Raw genomic sequence first — 16,198 nt, 5'->3', positions numbered from 1 at the left:
ATGAAAATTCTAAAAACTAGTGTTGATAAATTTGATGAAAAAATCATTAACGAAGCGATAAATGTGTTGGCCAATGGAGGTATTGTATTATATCCGACTGATACTGTTTATGGTTTGGGTGCCAACATATTCGATTCAAAAGCGGTCAGAAAAGTTTTTGAGATAAAGCAAAGGAATTTATTAAAGCCGCTGTCAATTCTAGTTTCTGATGTAAAAGCCATTGATTTGGTTGCAAAGGTATCCACTGCCCAAAAGGAGGCAATCAATTCCCATCTTCCCGGCCCTTATACGTTTATTCTGGATAAAAGGAAAATAGTTCCTAGGGTCGTTACCAGCGGGTCCAAATATGTTGGTGTTAGGGTTCCGGATAATGAAATTGCATGCAGATTGGCAAGTATTTTTCCAATAACAACAACCAGTGCAAACGTTTCAGATGAAGAGGTTTTGTCCTGTCCAAATGAAATTTTAGACCAGTTGGGTTGTGATGTAGACATGGTTATTGATGTCGGTGAGCTTAAATCAAATCATGCATCAAAAATAGTGGATTTATCAGGTAGAAATCCCAGAATAATAAGAAAATAAGAGATTAGAATTAATCTCTTGAATATTTAGCTATTAAAATAAATCCTATAATCAAAATCAGGATTCCAATAATGCTTAATCCATTTCCGGTGGCATGTTTTAACAGATTATTTTCTTTAATTTTGTTTTGAGTTATAGTTGGGGTTTTATTTTCATCAGTTTTTGAAATGATTGTGTTATTTTCTTGTTTTTCCTTTGTTTCATTGCTTTCTGGTGTTGTATTGTTTTCTATTGTTGTGTTGTTTTGTGGGATTTGTTCTGTGTTGTTTTCTATTGTTGTGTTGTTTTGTGGGATTTGTTCTGTGTTGTTTTCTATTGTTGTGTTGTTGTGTTGTTTTGTGGGATTTGTTCTGTGTTGTTTTCTGGTGTTGTGTTGTTTTGTGGGATTTGTTCTGTGTTGTTTTCTGGTGTTGTGTTGTTTTGTGGGATTTGTTCTGTGTTGTTTTCTGGTGTTGTGTTGTTTTCTATTTCAGTATTATTGTCGGGAGTTGATCCTAAAGGTCCGTCTTCAGGAATTTCGATTGTGCGATAGTTAATTTTGTATCCGAAAAAGTTTTGGGTTCTGCCGTATTGTGAATTCAATAATTCAAAATCAAATATTGCTTCGGTTGTATTATTTATCTTTGCAACTGCTCCATGATCGGGGATTATCCTTCCATTTGCGGCACTTTCCAATATGGCTTTAATTATTGCATTGTTGCTGTTTTTATAATCGTAATCGGTAAAAGTCCAAATGACTTGTGAAAGGTCAGTTGTAGGGTTCATTGTATAATTGTAATGGTCTACAAATAATATTTTCAGGTAATTTCCAACAGATTCGCCGTATCTTGAACTGATAATGTTAGTGGTATTTTCTACAGTGAATTTTTCTCCTCTGCTGGTTGATTGTAAGTTATGGTTAACACAATAGCCGTTGTATCCGTCATCAAAAGACACGTTTCTGTATCCGCTTTCAAGTGCTTTTACTTCTTCTCCAATTCTATTTTCACTTGAATTTCTTTGATTTTGCATGTTTTGGTCATCTTCAGAGGTTTCTTGTTGTCTGATTTGTCTGCTTTCACTAATCTCTTCTTCGCTTTCTCTAATTAAAATGTCATCAAGTTCATTTTGTGCTGAAACAAAATTCAAACCTGATGTTGCAATTAGTAATACGGTTAGTATTGTGAGTATTTTTCTTCTCAAAATTTTCACCTCGAATATTTTGTATTATTGGTGTTGTTCGAGGCAGTATATAAAGTTAAAGTAACCAAACACTCACTAAAAAAAGAAAAGAAAATATTAAATTTAATCTTTTCTGCGTATTGCAACAGCAACTACTGCAACAATAATTATGACAATTGCCAATAGGAATATCGGATTTCCAAGTGTTCTCATAAGGGTATTTTGAATAGGTGCATTTTGTGGCACATCATTTGTTTTATTGATGATTTTGGTGTTGTTCTGATGGATTATTGTAATGTTGGTTTCATTATCAATAACGATATCTGTCTCGTTGTTTTCGGTTTTGTTTGTTTCATTTTTTGCTGTCTGATTTTCATTTGGCATTTTTGTGTCATTAACGGTTGCATTTTCTTTCATTGAATCATTATTCTGTTCGGCAGCAGTATTATTAGTCAAATCTGTTGTATTTTTTGAAATGTTGTTTTGGGTTGCATTTTCTGAGGTATTGGTTTCATTGCTGCCTGCAGTTAATGTATCATTGCTTTCGATAGTCTCAAATGATACTTTATATGCCAAACATTCGGATTGGCTCTCATCTGCCGGTTTTAAAAGTTCGAATGTAAATGTGGCTTCAGTAGTGTTGTTAATGTTAACTGTTGCTGTATCGCCAATGTTTTCTTCCGAATTCAGTACAGATGAAACAATATCATAATTCTTATTTCCGTTAACGAGTTGGTCAATCACGTTTTTGATATTGCTTTCCTTTCCTGACTTGTAGCATTCTATAATCGCCAACTTGACGTGGTTTTGAATTCCGTCATTTGCTGTGTTTTGTGATGTGAATTTGCTGTCCATGTTCGCAATGTTTTTTGAAGAGTCTATGCAAAATCCTGTAAATCCGTCGCTGAATTCAATTCCGTTATCCGTAATCTGGCTTGGAATTATATAACTGGTCAGATTGTCTGCGACATCTTCAACTGTTAAATTGTCTGTAGTGTTGTTGCCGGCTGAAACAATGCCTAAACAACTTATCAAAAATATCAAAACAATTAAGGGTATGATTGTATTTTTGTCCATATTAAAAGCTCCTGTTAGTTATTTGGTAATCTAATTTAAATACTATTTAAAATTTTGTTAAATTATATATTATATAAAAGTCAATATTATCTTATGAAAGTATTAGCTAATTTTGAAGATAATCAGAAAATTTCTTCCAATTCCTCTTTGGATGCCCTTTTGGGAGGAGGTTTTGAAAAGGGTGTTATAACCCAGATATTCGGCCCTCCCAGTTCAGGCAAAAGTAACATTACTTTAACTTTGGCTGTTAACGTAGCTAAAAATGGTAAAAAAGTAATATATATTGATACCGAAGGTGGAATTTCCATTGACCGTATTAAACAGATTGCAGGTCCTGATTTTCCAAGAGTGGCTAATAATATAATAGTTTTTGAACCGACTAACTTTTTAGAGCAAAATGATACTTTAAAAGCAATTGAAGTGTGGCTTAGAAAAAATCATGATGATGTGGATTTGCTTGTCTTAGATTCTGCTGTTGCACTTTACCGTGTCGATGACATGAAGTCATCCAAATTAAATAAGGAATTGGGTAAGCAGATGGGAATTTTATCCAAGATTGCAAGGGTCTATGATATTGCTGTCGTATTGACAAATCAGATTTACAACGCATTTGATGATGAAGGCAATAACGATATCCGTGCAGTGGGCGGAACAATCCTGCAATATTGGAGCAAGGTTATTATCCAGCTGGAACGTGGGGACGAGATAAACCGACGTGTTGCCACATTGAAACGCCACAGAAGCATTCCTGAAGGCAATCAGGCAGTGTTTGCCATTACTTCAAGAGGAATAATTTAGGATAATTTTATTAATAATTAAAAATATATATTTATTTTGGAATTGTTTGAGTGATATTATGAGGGAAAAGGATTTCGATATTAAAAACCCAAGAAAAAAATTCAAAAAAACTGAACGGGTGCCTCCAAAAGGTTATGACAATGCAAATGACTTTTTCGAGGACATGTATATGGATAAAGACATGATTTGGATGGGTCAAAATACAAATCATTTACACGACGATACAATAGCGGATGCCATGATTGATGCCATTCATGAAAAAACCTTCTGTAGATATCCTGCCCCTGAAGGATTCAGCGAACTTAAACAATTGATTTTAGATGATTTGGATTTGGAAGGTTTTGAGGTACTGTTGACATCAGGCGCAACAGAATCTTTATATTTATGTATGCAGGCTCTTCTGGAACCTGAAGACAATGTGATTCTATCAGATCCGGGATACTTTATCATTGGAGATTTTGCAAACAGATTTGCCGGTGAAGTCAGATACGTTCCTATTTATTATCCTGAAAATGACTATAAGTTGACTCCGGACCTTTTACGTGAAAATATGGATGAAAATACACGTATGGTTATTCTGATAGATCCGTTAAACCCACTCGGTTCCTCATACACAGAAGACGAATTAAAGGAGTTTGCTGAAATTGCTAAGGAAAATGATTTGTACTTATTGCATGATATAACTTACAAAGACTTTGCACGTGAACATTTCCTTGTAGAAAACTATGCTCCCGGTCAAACATTAACAATTTACAGCTTTTCAAAAATATTTGGAATGGCCGGATTGAGGATTGGTGCGGTGGTTTCATCCAAACCGATTGTTGACGCTATTAAAAATGCTGTTGTCAATGATTTGGGAGTAAATATCATCTCACAGTATGGTGCCATTGCAGGTCTTAAATCAAAACCTGAATGGTATGACAGAATACGTGAAACATGCTTTGAAAATCAAAGGTTAATCAAGGAAATGGTTGATACTGTCGATGGAGTATTCCTGCCGGTTTATCCGTCAGACGCCAATATGATGGCAGTCGATTTGTCAGGAGCGGGAATCGATCCAAAAGACATGTCAAACTATTTGATTGAAAAGAAACTCTTCACAAGAGAAGGAGAATACACATCTGAAGAATTTGGACACAGATACCTGCGTATTAGTTTCTCAATTCCAACAGAGCAGATTAAGGTATTCTGTGAGGAGTTCCCAAAAGCTGTTGAAGCTTTAAGAAAATGATTGATGTAGATTTTAAGGGGTTTAGATATCATAAACCCATTCCTAATTTTTATAAGATTGAAAATCCTGAAAATCCTAAAACCGAAATTTCAGATGATTTGCTGGCTGAATTAGACGATTTGGCCAAAAAGTATGATTTTACTGGAATAAGCTATTCCAAACTGTCCGATGACTTTAAAAAAGATTTAAACATTGAAATCGACAATGTACTTATTTTTAAATTTTTAATGGGTGTTGATTTAATTAATATGGAACCTTCACGGGAGAAGGGGAAATTAATGGATAAGGAATTTCAGGAATATGGAATTCACGTTTATGAATTTGCCGATTTTTTAAGGGAAAACGGATTTAAGGCAGATTTGATACATCCATTGGATGATAATTTAAGTTTGAGGGCAATTGCAATGCAGTCCAATGATTGCGTTATTACAAGAAGCAACATGTGCTATTTTAAGGATGGATTGCACAATAGCTTTTTCATGATTCACACATCAATTGAGAATTTGCCTTTCAAAACAGAAAATGACATGCTCTGGGTTCCGGATTTCTGTTCAACATGTGGAGTATGCATTGATAGGTGTCCAAAGGATGCCTTTGATGAGAATGAAAAGCTTTTAAGAAAAGTCTGTACTGCTCACAGGGAAGGGTGCAATGAGTGCATATTAAAATGCCCTTTCTTTAAAAGAGGTTATGATAAAGTTAAAAAACGATATGATAGAATGAAAAAGAGGTCTGAAAATGTCTGATAAAATAGCTTTGGTTTCATGCAGCGGATTGAGTCCGCTGGGTTTGGTAGTTCGAGCAGCCAGTGTAGAGCTGGCTTTGGAAAATGACAATATTGTTGCAGCATGCATCACTGAATATTCTGCACAGCCTAATAACTGTTCACCAATTTTAGACGATGCAAAAATAGTTACAATAACAGGCTGCAGTGATGACTGTGCATCAGTAATCCTAAAAGAAAAGGATATTGATCCAATAATGAATATTTCTGCAGATGCAGTCGTTAAAACCTATGATTTAAATCCGTTGGATGCCGTAAGGCTGGACGAAGACGGTGAAAAGGCTGTTGATGTTTTAAAAAAATATATCTTAAAAGAACTTGAAAATATTTAGATTTGAGAATACTAATCCATATTCTCATTTTTTTTAATTTCTACATTATTTAATGAGGATATTCCATCAATATCGTTGTTTAAAAGCAATAATACAATTTCTAATGCTTTTTTTATTCCGTTTTCTGATCTTTTAAATAACTCTTCACTGTTGTTTTCACGTAAATCAGAATAAACATCACTGGTTGTTGCAATTATATATTTGTCGGTTATTATGCAAATTCCGCCACGTCCAATTCCTGCAGTAGTGCCGATAGCGATATCACAATCACTCAAGTTTTTTATGGCCTGTGCCATAATTTTACTCACGGCTTTATCTCCAGTTTCATCATAAACCTTGATGCCTTTAATTAATTCTTTCGGCTTAGGAGGATTTTTTACATTTAAAATTTTTACAACAGCTTCTATTGTTGGAATAAATAAACTGCAAGTTACACTGATATTATCATAATCAAAATTGCCATAACTCCTTAGGTTTTTGATATATTCTCTTCCGAAGTTGCCTTCATAACCTTGGGCCAGAGCGTGCAGTTCTCTTCCAATCTTTCCATGAGTAAAACATTCAGCTGTTGCTATTTTTATCATTTTGATCTCTCAATAATTTTAAAGCATTCATTGTAATGATTTTTGCGACTTCATCTAAAGTATAAGGTGTTACGGGTTCTTTATCTCTAATTAATTTATTTGTTGTTAAAACTAGGTGATTTTCCAGTATTCCCTGTTTTCTTAGCTCTTCAACAGCAGGATTGGATTCATCATACTCTGAAATATCTTTAATTTCAATATTTTCATTTCCAAATCCGAATATTCCTGCGGTTCCAATAGTTTTGGCTCCTCTTTTTTTGGTATGTTTTATTATTTTTGCTGCGGTAGGGATTGTATTTCCTCCAGCAATAACAATAATCACTACATCACCTTCAATTAAATCAATATTGTCATCGTCAATGTATTGCGGATAGCTAATAATATTTCTAAATTCTTCTCTGTGGGTGCATAGCTGTTTTATAAAGTCGGGTTTGTTTTGACCTATTTCCGCTCCATAAAGTGTAAATATCACATCTCCACCGTCAATTTTTTGCCCATCAAATGCACCTATAATCTTAGGCCCTCCCCTGTGGACCTGCATTAAGTTTATAGCTATTCTTAAACCTAATCTTCCGCATCCTATTAAATCAATTCTTCCTTTAGGGATCTGTCTGTCTTCCATTTTTTGAATTTCATCTGTCATAATATCACTTTAATTGTTCTATTGGTTTTTTGTTTATTACTTTCATGTTTATGTTAAGTTCACTTAGAGTGTCTTTAAGAGCATATAATCCGGGAACTTCACTTTCATGATGATTCAAGTCTATTACTGTTATTTCTAAGTTTTTAGCAAGGATTGCAGTTTGTTGGGTCAAATCCCCAGAAATTAAAATATCCAAATCTTTATTTTTTGCCAATTTGATGAATTCCGGATTTTTAAGTCCAAAACCGGATATGACTCCAATATTTTTAATAATTTTTTCATCATCTAAATTATTAACAATTCTTGCATTTCTAAAATTGTCTAGAATAGTCCTTTTTAATTCAATAAATGTTTGATTTGATTTACAAATCCTCCCAATTTTTGTTGAATCATCGAAATAATCAATGACTTTTAGATTCAAGATATCTGCTAATGCCTCATTTGCCCCTCCATCTATTATGTCCCAATTCGAATGTATGGTATAAGTTGGAGTTTTTGGAATAAATAAAGGATGATGATGGGTGATAATCAGCGTATTCTCATAAGTCAAATCATCTTCGGGCAGTAAATCCATATAAATCTTAATTTCATTGATATCTTGATTTAAATCATAATCTTTTTTAAATCCTACCTCATCAGACTCCAGAGCTAATGATTTAGGTATTTTTTCATCTAAAAATTCAATTATTTCCTTTAGCTTCATTTAAATCATTCTTGACTCTATTTTGCTTATCTCTTCAATAATTAATTCATCCAAATTGAAAGGATTAATTGTTGACACTTTAAAAGCATTTACATTAGTTAGTTTCATAAACTTTTCAATATCTTTTTCTTTAAAAATAACTTCTTCAAAAAATCCCATCTCGCAAGCACAATAAAGCACTCCATCCTTCTCAAGAAATTTCTTTATTAAGTTTGTTAGAACACCAATTGTTAATGTCATGGTTCCGGAAGTTTTTGTATTTATTCCTTTGGTTTTTATAATGGATTTATTTGGGGATTTAACTGCATTTAATCTTTCATGGATATTATTTTTATTTTTTAAAAGTTCATCGTTATCTTCAGCTACTGGATCTTCTATTATGAATGTATTCACATCAAATTTTGAGGATTGTTCAACAGTAATGCCTCCAAAACCGGTTGTATCTATAACAATATCTCCGGAATATATTAAATCAAGGTCAGATGAAAATTCAATATTATTTTTCAAATTCCCTCCCAAATTCGTATATAATAATTTTTCAAGATGAGGATAAATGTCAATCAGTAAAATGTTTTCATATTTTTGGCTTAATTTTTTAACTATTCCAACACCTGTAAAATAGGTGCCTATAACAACTATTTTGGTGTTGATGCCAATATTTAGACTTTCGATATATTCAAAAACGGCATCTGATTTTTTTGAAATAATTTCATTAAATATGTCAATCAATTTAGTTTCAGATTTAATTGTAAATACCTCAGGGGTTATTCCGGTATCGATATTCATTGTTTAACCTTCTATTTTTTCAAAACCAATTTTTTCAAGAGCTTCACATGCTTCTTTATAAACTGCCTCTTCAATTGATTTTTTATGGATTGCATGTGAAGGGGAAGTTCCCGCAGTCAGTATTCTTCCTTTATTGTCAATAAAAATAAGTAATGATCCGGAACCGGGAATTCCCAAACGTCCTCTTGCTATTATTAAATCAGCATCACTTTGGTCAAGTGCTATGTAAGCCTTTGCCAGTGCGGGAATTCTGCTGGTGTCTGCAGTATTGGTGTTTATTTGAAGTATTTTTGCTTCAGGAAGACCATATTCCTTTAAAACTTCATTTAAAACTTCGACTTTAATTCCATTTTTATTAGGTATGTATATTTTTTTTGCATTTTTAATATACACCTGAATTTCAGCAATCTCTTCAAGAGTGTCTCCGAATCTGCAATTATTCTCAGATTCTTCAAATGCATTTTTTATCATCTTTTCAAATGCCATATTATCATATCTCAAAAAAAGATATTAAATAGTTTGAGGTATCAAATCCAATTTCTCAATAACATTGACAACTTCAGTATAATTACCATATTCTGGAGAACCTACTCCTTTGACTTCATGAGGGTAATTGTCAGCTATTACTGTTGCTAAGTTATTGGCACCCGCTTTAAGTGAGAATTCCACATTTTCAGGACCCACTGTTGGAGTTGGCATTGTAATGGTGATTTCAGGATACATTATTCTAGTAATGGCAACCATTTTTAGCTGTTCTTTTAATGGGAAGGGAGGCCAATCTTCCATTGGAGTTCCTTCATAAGGGTTGAATCCCATTATTGGAATTTCTTCTAAGGTTTCAAAGTTAGATAAGTAGCGTAAATGTTTTATTCTATCTTCTTTACTTTCACCAAGGCCTAAAAGCAAACCTGATGATAAACCGACTCCCGCTTCACTTACTCTTTTACAGGTTAGTATTCTTTGATCTAGTGAGTCTCCAGGTTTTCTTTGATAGAATATGTCTTCATTTATTGTTTCCAGATTGCAGCAAATTGTATCTGCACCCAGTTCGGCCAATTCCTGTACTGATTTTTCAGTCAGGTCACCTCCGACATTTACAAGAATTTCCAAATCAGATTGTCCTTTTACAATTCTGCAGGCATTAACTGCCTGTTTTCCCTTGTAACCATATCCTCCAGAACAGCTTACGCGGGGAATATGTGCTTCCTGAATAGATTTCACAGCCTTTAATATCTCTTCATTGGATTTGTAAAATGCATTGTAATATCCTTTTTCTGAAGTTTCTTCTGCAAACCCGCAATATTCGCATCTAGGTTGAATTTGACATTTGTTGGTAAGATGGACTGTTGATGTTAATTTGATTACTTTTGATTGATTGTCTCTTATACCGCAAGCTATCTTGAACAATTTTTCCAAATCCTCATCATTGTCGATATTCAACAATTCTAAAAATTCCTCATCACTTAATTCTTGTCCTTGTTTTGCTTTATTTAATATTTCATCAATCAATTTAACACCAGATTTTAATTTTTTTATCTTTAATATAAAATTAACTTATTTTTTAATGGCTATTTGCATAACAATTAAAAAATAAGTTAAAAAAATTGTTGATAAGAATCAACAATTGTAACTTATTGTGTTTATTCGTTTTTTCCTAAGTAATCTAATACGGTAGGTACGATTTCTGCTAAGGAACCGAAGTTCATTGAGTCAGCAGTACCTAATAATGCAGCAGGGTTTAAAGCATCGTCCATTTTGTCGATACCTTCATCTTGCATTAATGCGGTTACGTTAGTTAAAGCTTCGTTAGCCATCATTTGTGCAAATCCAGCAGGAGCACCTAAAATTTGAGTTACAGTGTCTCTGTAAGCTAAGATACCTGCGTAGGTAATTGCGGTTACTGCGGAACACATGTCACATACAGGACCCACCATGTTTGCTGGTAATGTGAAAGCGGATCCTCTTGCTTTTTGACCTAAGTCCATTAATGTATCGATAGCAGCTTGGTCAGCGAAACCTTCAGCAATGTATACTTGTCCTTTCATTTCAGGTACAGCACCTGGGTGGTAGGAAGCTACGTTTACATTTTTACCTAAGTCTTCGAAGATTTTATTTAATCCAGGAGTTGGGATGGTACATGCGTGGGTTACGATTGCACCGTCTTTAATGTCATCAGCGAAGTTTTTGATGATGTCAGGTTGCATACCTCCTTCAGGTAACCAGGTCATAACCCAGTCAGCGTCTGCTACTGCTTCTGAATCATCGTTAATACATTTCATACCTAAATCTTCTGGGTGTGTAAAGTGAATAGCACCTTTTGCAGGTTTTGGTACAGTTTCTGCTAATTCGTTAACTTTTGCTCTGATAGCAGGCATTACTTCTTCAGGATTTCCTGCTTTGTGTGCTGCAATTACTTCTGCGTAATCAAAGTCATCTACTACTACAAAGTCTCCGTCAAAAATTGGGTCGGATACGACTACTTCATCTACGCCAGCTAATTCTAATAATTCTGCACCCATTTCAATGGTGGAGTGGGTCATAGAAATGTTTTCTTTTCCGGTTGCTTCTGCAACTTCACAAGCTCTTGAGAAGTTGGTAATTCCACTTGCAGCATGTGTTCTGTAACATCCTGCACCTAAAATTGCTACTTTCATTTTTTTGTCTCCTTTACTATCATGTTGTTTGAATCTTTCTTTTAATTTAGAAAGAACCATTTTTTAGTCTCCATATTATTTAATATAACTTTTTTTTAAATTTTGATAAATTTAAAAAAGTTTTACTACATGGCAAATATGTCTAAAATTGCTATTATTAAATAATTATGGTAGTTTATGCCATGTAGTAATATATTTTATTTAAATTGTAATATTATTTAAATCTTTACATTGGGCTTTATTTAGTATTATTTTTCCTATGATTTTTTCTTTTTTAGTAATAACGGTAATACTATTTTTTTATAATCATATAAATTAGTAATACTTTTTATCAGTGAATATAATTTATATAAACTTGATTTAGGCATACCTAAAACGAAACATATTTATCCAAGATTTTACTGAAAAATATATTAGTTAAACTTAAATTTGGAGAATTTTTATGTATGATTTGATTAAAAATGCAGTTCATGATGATGAGGCGGCAATCGAAATTTCAAAAATGGACAAGGATGTGACATCTGTTGTTGATGCAATTTCAGAACTTTCATTGGAAGAGACCATGAAGCTTGGGATGCAATTTAAAAGATTTCCTTTAGGCTGTGACTTGACTGAAGTTGTTGCTGGAACATGTGCATCCGATTTGGAATTGATGGATTTGCTGGGAAATTGCCGTTTATCAGATATGATTGGTGCTCCAATTCATATTTGTGCTTATGCTTTTTCAGACATTGGGGAAAAATTTGGGATGACTGGACTTGAAGTAATGAAAAAAGTTCATGAAGTCGTTGATGTTCCCCTTGATTTGGATCATTTCGGTGAAAACGGTGCAATGAGACTTCCAAAAAATATCAGCGGATGCGGAGGTGAATGTTATAATAAGGGTCCTGCATTCACTGAATGTCCGCGCGGAAGAATTCATGAACGTCTGATTGATAAGGAATTGGAACAAAAAGACGATAAGGAGGAATGGGTTAAGCTATCATCATCTGTTGCTGTTAATGTTACCTGTGAACAGACAGGTGACGGTCATGCTGCACCTTTAAGGGAAGCTGAAGATATTGCTAACCTCGCTAAAAAATATGGAAGAGGTTTGGAGTCCATCATGTTCGTGGGAGATGGTTATGATGAGGTCATAACTGGATTTGAAAAGTCCATTGAAATTGGTGCAGATGTTATTGTAGTGGAAGGAGGTCCTTTTAACAGGTGTGAGAACACTACAGAATCATTTGCAAAAACAATTGCGGCTGCAAGGATATTGTCTCCCGGAAAAGTGGTTGCAACCAATGGTGCTTATGAACATGAGGTAAGGGCAGGTTTGAGAACAGGTTTAAATATGGTAATTACAGGTTTTCCTAAAAACCATCACGGATATATGTGCGGATATGAGCCTGGAACTGCCAGACGTGGAAAGTTCGGACTTCCAAGAATAATTCAAATAATCAATGAAGAGTTTCCAAACAGGGGCCTCCCAGCACAAAAACATGATTTGCTAGCTCTGGCAACTGCTGTTAAAATTGCTGGTCCGGATTATGTGTATCCAAGAAAAATCGGTGATTATCATGTTGGTGATGCACATTGGGCAACACTGGTTAATTCCAGAATGTATCAAAATATTGAACTGAAGCATACTTTGGATGAAATCGTTTCATTGGCTGATGGAAATACCATATCTTTACATGGGGGAAGGTTTGTTTCTTGGGTAATTGCTAATGAACTTGATAGATATGTCGATGAAATCATTATCTCTGATGTTGATGAATGGGTGTTGAAAAATTCTGTAGATAACTTGCAGAATGCTTTAAATGCCACAATCATTGCTGAAAGTGATGATAAGGTTGCAGCTAAAAGTGCTGACTTTTCTATTGCCTCATCTACAATGATTCCTGTAAAGGAAAATGTTTTGAAAAAGGTGCCCAATGCATTGACGATAGTTTAGTTAATACTTTTTTATAAAAAAATATGTTTTAAAGTAGTATTAATTTTATAATTAGTATTACTTTTTTTATTTTATTATTTTTTCTATATTTTTCATTGTTAAATTAATTTAAGCGTGTTTTATTAAATATTATTTTTTAATTTGGCATAATTTGAATGACGGGGTATGAATAAAGGTTATTTTTTATTTTAAATGAATTTAATAAATTTTCATTATTATTAATTTTTTTCAAATAACTATTCTAAAGTCGTATTTTTTCTTATTTCTAATTCATTAAGTCTATTTATTAATTAATCATGTTATAAATCATTAAAATGTTAAAATACCTCTGAATCTAAGAGTAATACTTTAATAACATTTATATGTTTATTACTATTAATTACAGTATAGGTTATTAATAATTAATTTTGTTAATTTTAATAATTCGCAGATAATATTAATAAATAATTGGAGAGAGAGCGGTGGAGATAACTGTAGAAAAAATAGCGATGATTCGTGAAGATTTCAACCCTAAAAATGCAAATTTGAATTTGGATATTGATTGGTCAGTAGAGTATATGAATACTGATCAAAGGAATATAAACTATGATATTGTTTTAAAATCTGCTGAATATCTAAATTTAAATTTTAAACTTGAAGGTTTGGTCATATTGGGAGATTTGGATGAATTTAATCATAATGAATATTCTCAACTAATTTTCCATCATGCTTGTACTATTTTAATGAATATGATTTCATTAACCAGGCAAACAGAATATGATTTAATAAAAGAAGAAATTAGTTCTACTGTTAATTTTGGCGCTGCTTTTTAGATATTTGGTGATGTGTTATGTTTGAAATTAAACACACGTTATGCCCATCATGTAGTGTTGGTTGTGGTATAAACGTGATTTTAGATGGTGAAGGAATTATTGGAACATTTCCATATAAAAGACATCCGGTCAATGCCGGTAAAAATTGTGCAAATGGAAGGAATTCTATTGATTGTTACAATAACAAATTTGAATCTCTTGATTTGAATAATGCAATTGCAGATGCATTGAAAGACATTAAATCTAGTGATGCATCAGATGTAACTGTAATTTGTTCTGGAAATAATTCTATTGAAGAAGTTGAAGCGATTAAAGATTTCGCCGAATCCAATGGTTTCAATATTGGATTTTATGCCGATGATTTAAAAGATTATGGGGACGTTGCTTCCTATGATGAGGTAGCACATGCGGGAAAAGTGCTTGTTATCGGAGACTTGTTGTATGAAAATCCTCTGATTGGAAGAAGAATTGTCCATGCAAAACAAAATGACGCTAAAATATATGCTTTAAGTAAAAATGAAAATGCAGTTACTTTCAACATTGCAGATGAAACCTCTGATTCATCAGTTCAGGAATTTTTGGATAAATACGCCGGCGAAATTGATGATTCAACTGTTGTAGTATTTAATTATGTTGATGTTGCCGAAGATTTGGATAAATTAGGTTCATTAAACTGTAAAATTTTACCTGTTTTCAGCAAATCCAATACAAAAGGCGCCTTAGGTATTGTGGATCCAAAATCCTGTGAAGAAATGATTGAATTGTTTGATAACACTGGTGTGTTATTGGTTTTCAATGATGATGTTGTAGAAGAATTTGACTATGATTTCAGTAAAATATCAAAAATTATCAGTTTTGCCTGTTGTGAAAACGGCACTACAAAAATCTCAGATACTGTTATTCCTGTCAAATCATGGTTGGAACAAGACGGATCTTTTGTAAATGCAATGGGAGACGTACAAAATTTCAATCAAGTTATAGAATCTGATGATTTAAGTATTATTGAAGTTATCGGGGAGTTAAACAAATAGGGGGGATAATATGAGTTATGTTTTAGCAAAATCTCAAGATGCAGATATTCATAGTGCAGGTGAATGCGGGGGTGCTGTAACCAGTATTCTGAAATATTTGCTTGACGAAGGATTGGTTGATGGTGTTTTGGCATTAAGTCCTCAGGATGATGTGTATGATGCTATGCCTGTTTTTATCACCGATTCACAAGATTTAATGAAAACTGCAGGGTCTTATCATTGCGCTCCAACTATGATTGGTGACCTTGTTCAAAAATACTTCTTTGATAAAAAAGTAGCATTTACAGTTAAACCATGTGATATGAGGGCTGTTGAAGAGCTTATAATCAGACACAAAATTAACGAAGACAATATTTATATGATTGGTTTGAACTGCGGAGGGACTGTTTCACCGGTTAGCGGTAGGGAAATGATTGACTTGTTCTACGAAGCTAACCCCGATGATGTTGTAAGCGAAGAAATCGACAAAGGACAATTCATCATTGAACTCGCAGACGGTTCAGAAGACGCATGCGGAAACTGGGGAGCAGAAGACGGATGGACATTCATAGAAATCAACGATGAAAAAGGCCAAGAATTAATCGACGGTGCAAAAAAAGCAGGAATATTGGAAACCAAATCCCCTGCTGATCCTGCAATCGAAGGAAGGAAAAAAGTCGAAGGCATCATGATAAAAATGGCAAAGAAAAATCAGGATGCAATGTATCCTACAGTCAGTGAAATGGATGACTGGAGCCGTTGCATTAGCTGTTATGCATGCCGTGATGTTTGTCCTATCTGCTGGTGCTTTGAAAACTGTGAGCTAAACAAATCATTCTTCAAAGATGAGCAAAACATTCCGCCTAGCCCAATTGCATTCCAGGGTGTAAGGCTGTCACATATGAGTTTCAGTTGTGTAGACTGTGGACAGTGTGACGATGTATGTCCGATGGATATTCCTGTTTCATTAATATTTGACAAATTGCAGAAAAAATACTTTAACAGAACTGGTTATGTAGCTGGAGTTTCAGATGGTGTTAAACCTCCATTATACAGTCCAGAAAAAACTGAATTATGAGGTGATTTTGATGTCTGATGATTT

The 16,198-nt window shown here is 33.7% G+C and carries 18 protein-coding genes; 9 read left to right on the top strand and 9 right to left on the bottom strand.

Going from position 1 to position 16,198, the window contains the following annotated elements; translation table 11 throughout:
- Nucleotides 1-582: an L-threonylcarbamoyladenylate synthase gene (locus tag QZU83_RS08025; RefSeq protein ID WP_295611113.1), complete on the top strand. Its 582-nt coding sequence runs from the start codon at nt 1-3 to the stop codon at nt 580-582.
- A 312-nt stretch (nt 583-894) separates the two neighbouring features.
- On the opposite strand, the gene QZU83_RS08020 is transcribed toward QZU83_RS08025, so the two are convergent.
- Both QZU83_RS08020 and QZU83_RS08015 read right to left on the bottom strand, forming a co-directional pair.
- Nucleotides 895-1,764, bottom strand: a complete 870-nt coding sequence (locus QZU83_RS08020; protein WP_295611112.1) for a hypothetical protein — start codon at nt 1,762-1,764, stop codon at nt 895-897.
- A gap of 102 nt (nt 1,765-1,866) precedes the next feature.
- Nucleotides 1,867-2,820, bottom strand: coding sequence for a hypothetical protein (locus QZU83_RS08015; RefSeq protein WP_295611110.1), 954 nt, complete (start codon nt 2,818-2,820; stop codon nt 1,867-1,869).
- A 93-nt stretch (nt 2,821-2,913) separates the two neighbouring features.
- Here QZU83_RS08015 and radB point away from each other — a divergent pair, with 93 nt between their 5' ends.
- From radB to QZU83_RS07995, 4 genes are read left to right on the top strand one after another with little or no spacing between them, the layout of a single operon-like run.
- Nucleotides 2,914-3,618 (top strand): DNA repair and recombination protein RadB, encoded by a 705-nt coding sequence (gene radB / locus QZU83_RS08010; protein ID WP_295611108.1) that lies wholly within the window; start codon nt 2,914-2,916, stop codon nt 3,616-3,618.
- Between the two features lie 58 nt (nt 3,619-3,676).
- Nucleotides 3,677-4,849, top strand: a complete 1,173-nt coding sequence (locus QZU83_RS08005; RefSeq protein WP_295611106.1) for a pyridoxal phosphate-dependent aminotransferase — start codon at nt 3,677-3,679, stop codon at nt 4,847-4,849.
- Nucleotides 4,846-5,595, top strand: a complete 750-nt coding sequence (locus tag QZU83_RS08000; RefSeq protein ID WP_295611104.1) for a DUF362 domain-containing protein — start codon at nt 4,846-4,848, stop codon at nt 5,593-5,595. The genes QZU83_RS08005 and QZU83_RS08000 overlap by 4 nt, the downstream gene beginning before the upstream one ends.
- Nucleotides 5,588-5,965 carry a putative zinc-binding protein gene (locus QZU83_RS07995; protein WP_295611102.1) on the top strand — a complete coding sequence of 126 codons (378 nt, stop codon included), beginning with the start codon at nt 5,588-5,590 and terminating at the stop codon, nt 5,963-5,965. Before QZU83_RS08000 ends, QZU83_RS07995 begins: the two co-directional genes overlap by 8 nt.
- 11 nt (nt 5,966-5,976) lie before the next feature.
- On the opposite strand, the gene QZU83_RS07990 is transcribed toward QZU83_RS07995, so the two are convergent.
- The 7 genes from QZU83_RS07990 to hmd all read right to left on the bottom strand — a co-directional run bounded on the left by QZU83_RS07990 (nt 5,977) and on the right by hmd (nt 11,335).
- Nucleotides 5,977-6,549, bottom strand: coding sequence for a FeGP cofactor biosynthesis protein HcgF family protein (locus QZU83_RS07990; RefSeq protein ID WP_295611100.1), 573 nt, complete (start codon nt 6,547-6,549; stop codon nt 5,977-5,979).
- Nucleotides 6,527-7,192 carry a hypothetical protein gene (locus QZU83_RS07985; RefSeq protein ID WP_295611099.1) on the bottom strand — a complete coding sequence of 222 codons (666 nt, stop codon included), beginning with the start codon at nt 7,190-7,192 and terminating at the stop codon, nt 6,527-6,529. The genes QZU83_RS07990 and QZU83_RS07985 overlap by 23 nt, the downstream gene beginning before the upstream one ends.
- Nucleotides 7,193-7,196: 4 nt before the next feature.
- Complete coding sequence (locus tag QZU83_RS07980) at nt 7,197-7,895, bottom strand: Nif3-like dinuclear metal center hexameric protein (RefSeq protein WP_295611097.1); 699 nt, start codon at nt 7,893-7,895, stop codon at nt 7,197-7,199.
- Nucleotides 7,896-8,681, bottom strand: coding sequence for an SAM-dependent methyltransferase HcgC family protein (locus tag QZU83_RS07975; RefSeq protein ID WP_295611095.1), 786 nt, complete (start codon nt 8,679-8,681; stop codon nt 7,896-7,898).
- Nucleotides 8,682-8,684: 3 nt separating this feature from the next.
- The gene (locus tag QZU83_RS07970; protein ID WP_295611094.1) at nt 8,685-9,167 is read right to left on the bottom strand and encodes a DUF3236 domain-containing protein; all 483 of its coding nucleotides are present in this window, start codon (nt 9,165-9,167) and stop codon (nt 8,685-8,687) included.
- 24 nt (nt 9,168-9,191) lie between these two features.
- Nucleotides 9,192-10,190, bottom strand: a complete 999-nt coding sequence (hmdB, locus tag QZU83_RS07965) for a 5,10-methenyltetrahydromethanopterin hydrogenase cofactor biosynthesis protein HmdB (protein WP_295611092.1) — start codon at nt 10,188-10,190, stop codon at nt 9,192-9,194.
- A 131-nt stretch (nt 10,191-10,321) separates the two neighbouring features.
- Nucleotides 10,322-11,335 carry a 5,10-methenyltetrahydromethanopterin hydrogenase gene (hmd, locus tag QZU83_RS07960; RefSeq protein WP_295611091.1) on the bottom strand — a complete coding sequence of 338 codons (1,014 nt, stop codon included), beginning with the start codon at nt 11,333-11,335 and terminating at the stop codon, nt 10,322-10,324.
- A gap of 442 nt (nt 11,336-11,777) precedes the next feature.
- Here hmd and hmdC point away from each other — a divergent pair, with 442 nt between their 5' ends.
- From hmdC to QZU83_RS07940, 4 genes are all read left to right on the top strand, one after another.
- The gene (gene hmdC / locus QZU83_RS07955) at nt 11,778-13,274 is read left to right on the top strand and encodes a 5,10-methenyltetrahydromethanopterin hydrogenase cofactor biosynthesis protein HmdC (RefSeq protein WP_295611089.1); all 1,497 of its coding nucleotides are present in this window, start codon (nt 11,778-11,780) and stop codon (nt 13,272-13,274) included.
- 461 nt (nt 13,275-13,735) lie between these two features.
- Nucleotides 13,736-14,086: a pilus assembly protein gene (locus tag QZU83_RS07950; protein WP_295611087.1), complete on the top strand. Its 351-nt coding sequence runs from the start codon at nt 13,736-13,738 to the stop codon at nt 14,084-14,086.
- A gap of 17 nt (nt 14,087-14,103) precedes the next feature.
- Nucleotides 14,104-15,117, top strand: coding sequence for a molybdopterin-dependent oxidoreductase (locus QZU83_RS07945; protein WP_295611085.1), 1,014 nt, complete (start codon nt 14,104-14,106; stop codon nt 15,115-15,117).
- 10 nt (nt 15,118-15,127) lie between these two features.
- The gene (locus tag QZU83_RS07940) at nt 15,128-16,174 is read left to right on the top strand and encodes a Coenzyme F420 hydrogenase/dehydrogenase, beta subunit C-terminal domain (protein ID WP_295611083.1); all 1,047 of its coding nucleotides are present in this window, start codon (nt 15,128-15,130) and stop codon (nt 16,172-16,174) included.
- Nucleotides 16,175-16,198 lie beyond the last annotated feature (24 nt).

Origin of the sequence: uncultured Methanobrevibacter sp., assembly GCF_902771435.1 — an archaeon.
Classification (GTDB): Archaea; Methanobacteriota; Methanobacteria; order Methanobacteriales; family Methanobacteriaceae; genus Methanocatella.
This window is presented reverse-complemented; position numbering and strand designations above follow the sequence as displayed.

What these genes read in the sequence shown, in the direction of transcription:
- QZU83_RS08025 (WP_295611113.1), top strand. Translation starts at nt 1, where the DNA reads ATGAAAATTCTAAAAACTAGTGTTGATAAATTTGATGAAAAAATCATT.
- QZU83_RS08015 (WP_295611110.1), bottom strand. Translation starts at nt 2,820, where the DNA reads ATGGACAAAAATACAATCATACCCTTAATTGTTTTGATATTTTTGATA.
- radB (WP_295611108.1), top strand. Translation starts at nt 2,914, where the DNA reads ATGAAAGTATTAGCTAATTTTGAAGATAATCAGAAAATTTCTTCCAAT.
- QZU83_RS08005 (WP_295611106.1), top strand. Translation starts at nt 3,677, where the DNA reads ATGAGGGAAAAGGATTTCGATATTAAAAACCCAAGAAAAAAATTCAAA.
- QZU83_RS08000 (WP_295611104.1), top strand. Translation starts at nt 4,846, where the DNA reads ATGATTGATGTAGATTTTAAGGGGTTTAGATATCATAAACCCATTCCT.
- QZU83_RS07995 (WP_295611102.1), top strand. Translation starts at nt 5,588, where the DNA reads ATGTCTGATAAAATAGCTTTGGTTTCATGCAGCGGATTGAGTCCGCTG.
- QZU83_RS07990 (WP_295611100.1), bottom strand. Translation starts at nt 6,549, where the DNA reads ATGATAAAAATAGCAACAGCTGAATGTTTTACTCATGGAAAGATTGGA.
- QZU83_RS07985 (WP_295611099.1), bottom strand. Translation starts at nt 7,192, where the DNA reads ATGACAGATGAAATTCAAAAAATGGAAGACAGACAGATCCCTAAAGGA.
- QZU83_RS07980 (WP_295611097.1), bottom strand. Translation starts at nt 7,895, where the DNA reads ATGAAGCTAAAGGAAATAATTGAATTTTTAGATGAAAAAATACCTAAA.
- QZU83_RS07975 (WP_295611095.1), bottom strand. Translation starts at nt 8,681, where the DNA reads ATGAATATCGATACCGGAATAACCCCTGAGGTATTTACAATTAAATCT.
- QZU83_RS07970 (WP_295611094.1), bottom strand. Translation starts at nt 9,167, where the DNA reads ATGGCATTTGAAAAGATGATAAAAAATGCATTTGAAGAATCTGAGAAT.
- hmd (WP_295611091.1), bottom strand. Translation starts at nt 11,335, where the DNA reads ATGAAAGTAGCAATTTTAGGTGCAGGATGTTACAGAACACATGCTGCA.
- hmdC (WP_295611089.1), top strand. Translation starts at nt 11,778, where the DNA reads ATGTATGATTTGATTAAAAATGCAGTTCATGATGATGAGGCGGCAATC.
- QZU83_RS07945 (WP_295611085.1), top strand. Translation starts at nt 14,104, where the DNA reads ATGTTTGAAATTAAACACACGTTATGCCCATCATGTAGTGTTGGTTGT.
- QZU83_RS07940 (WP_295611083.1), top strand. Translation starts at nt 15,128, where the DNA reads ATGAGTTATGTTTTAGCAAAATCTCAAGATGCAGATATTCATAGTGCA.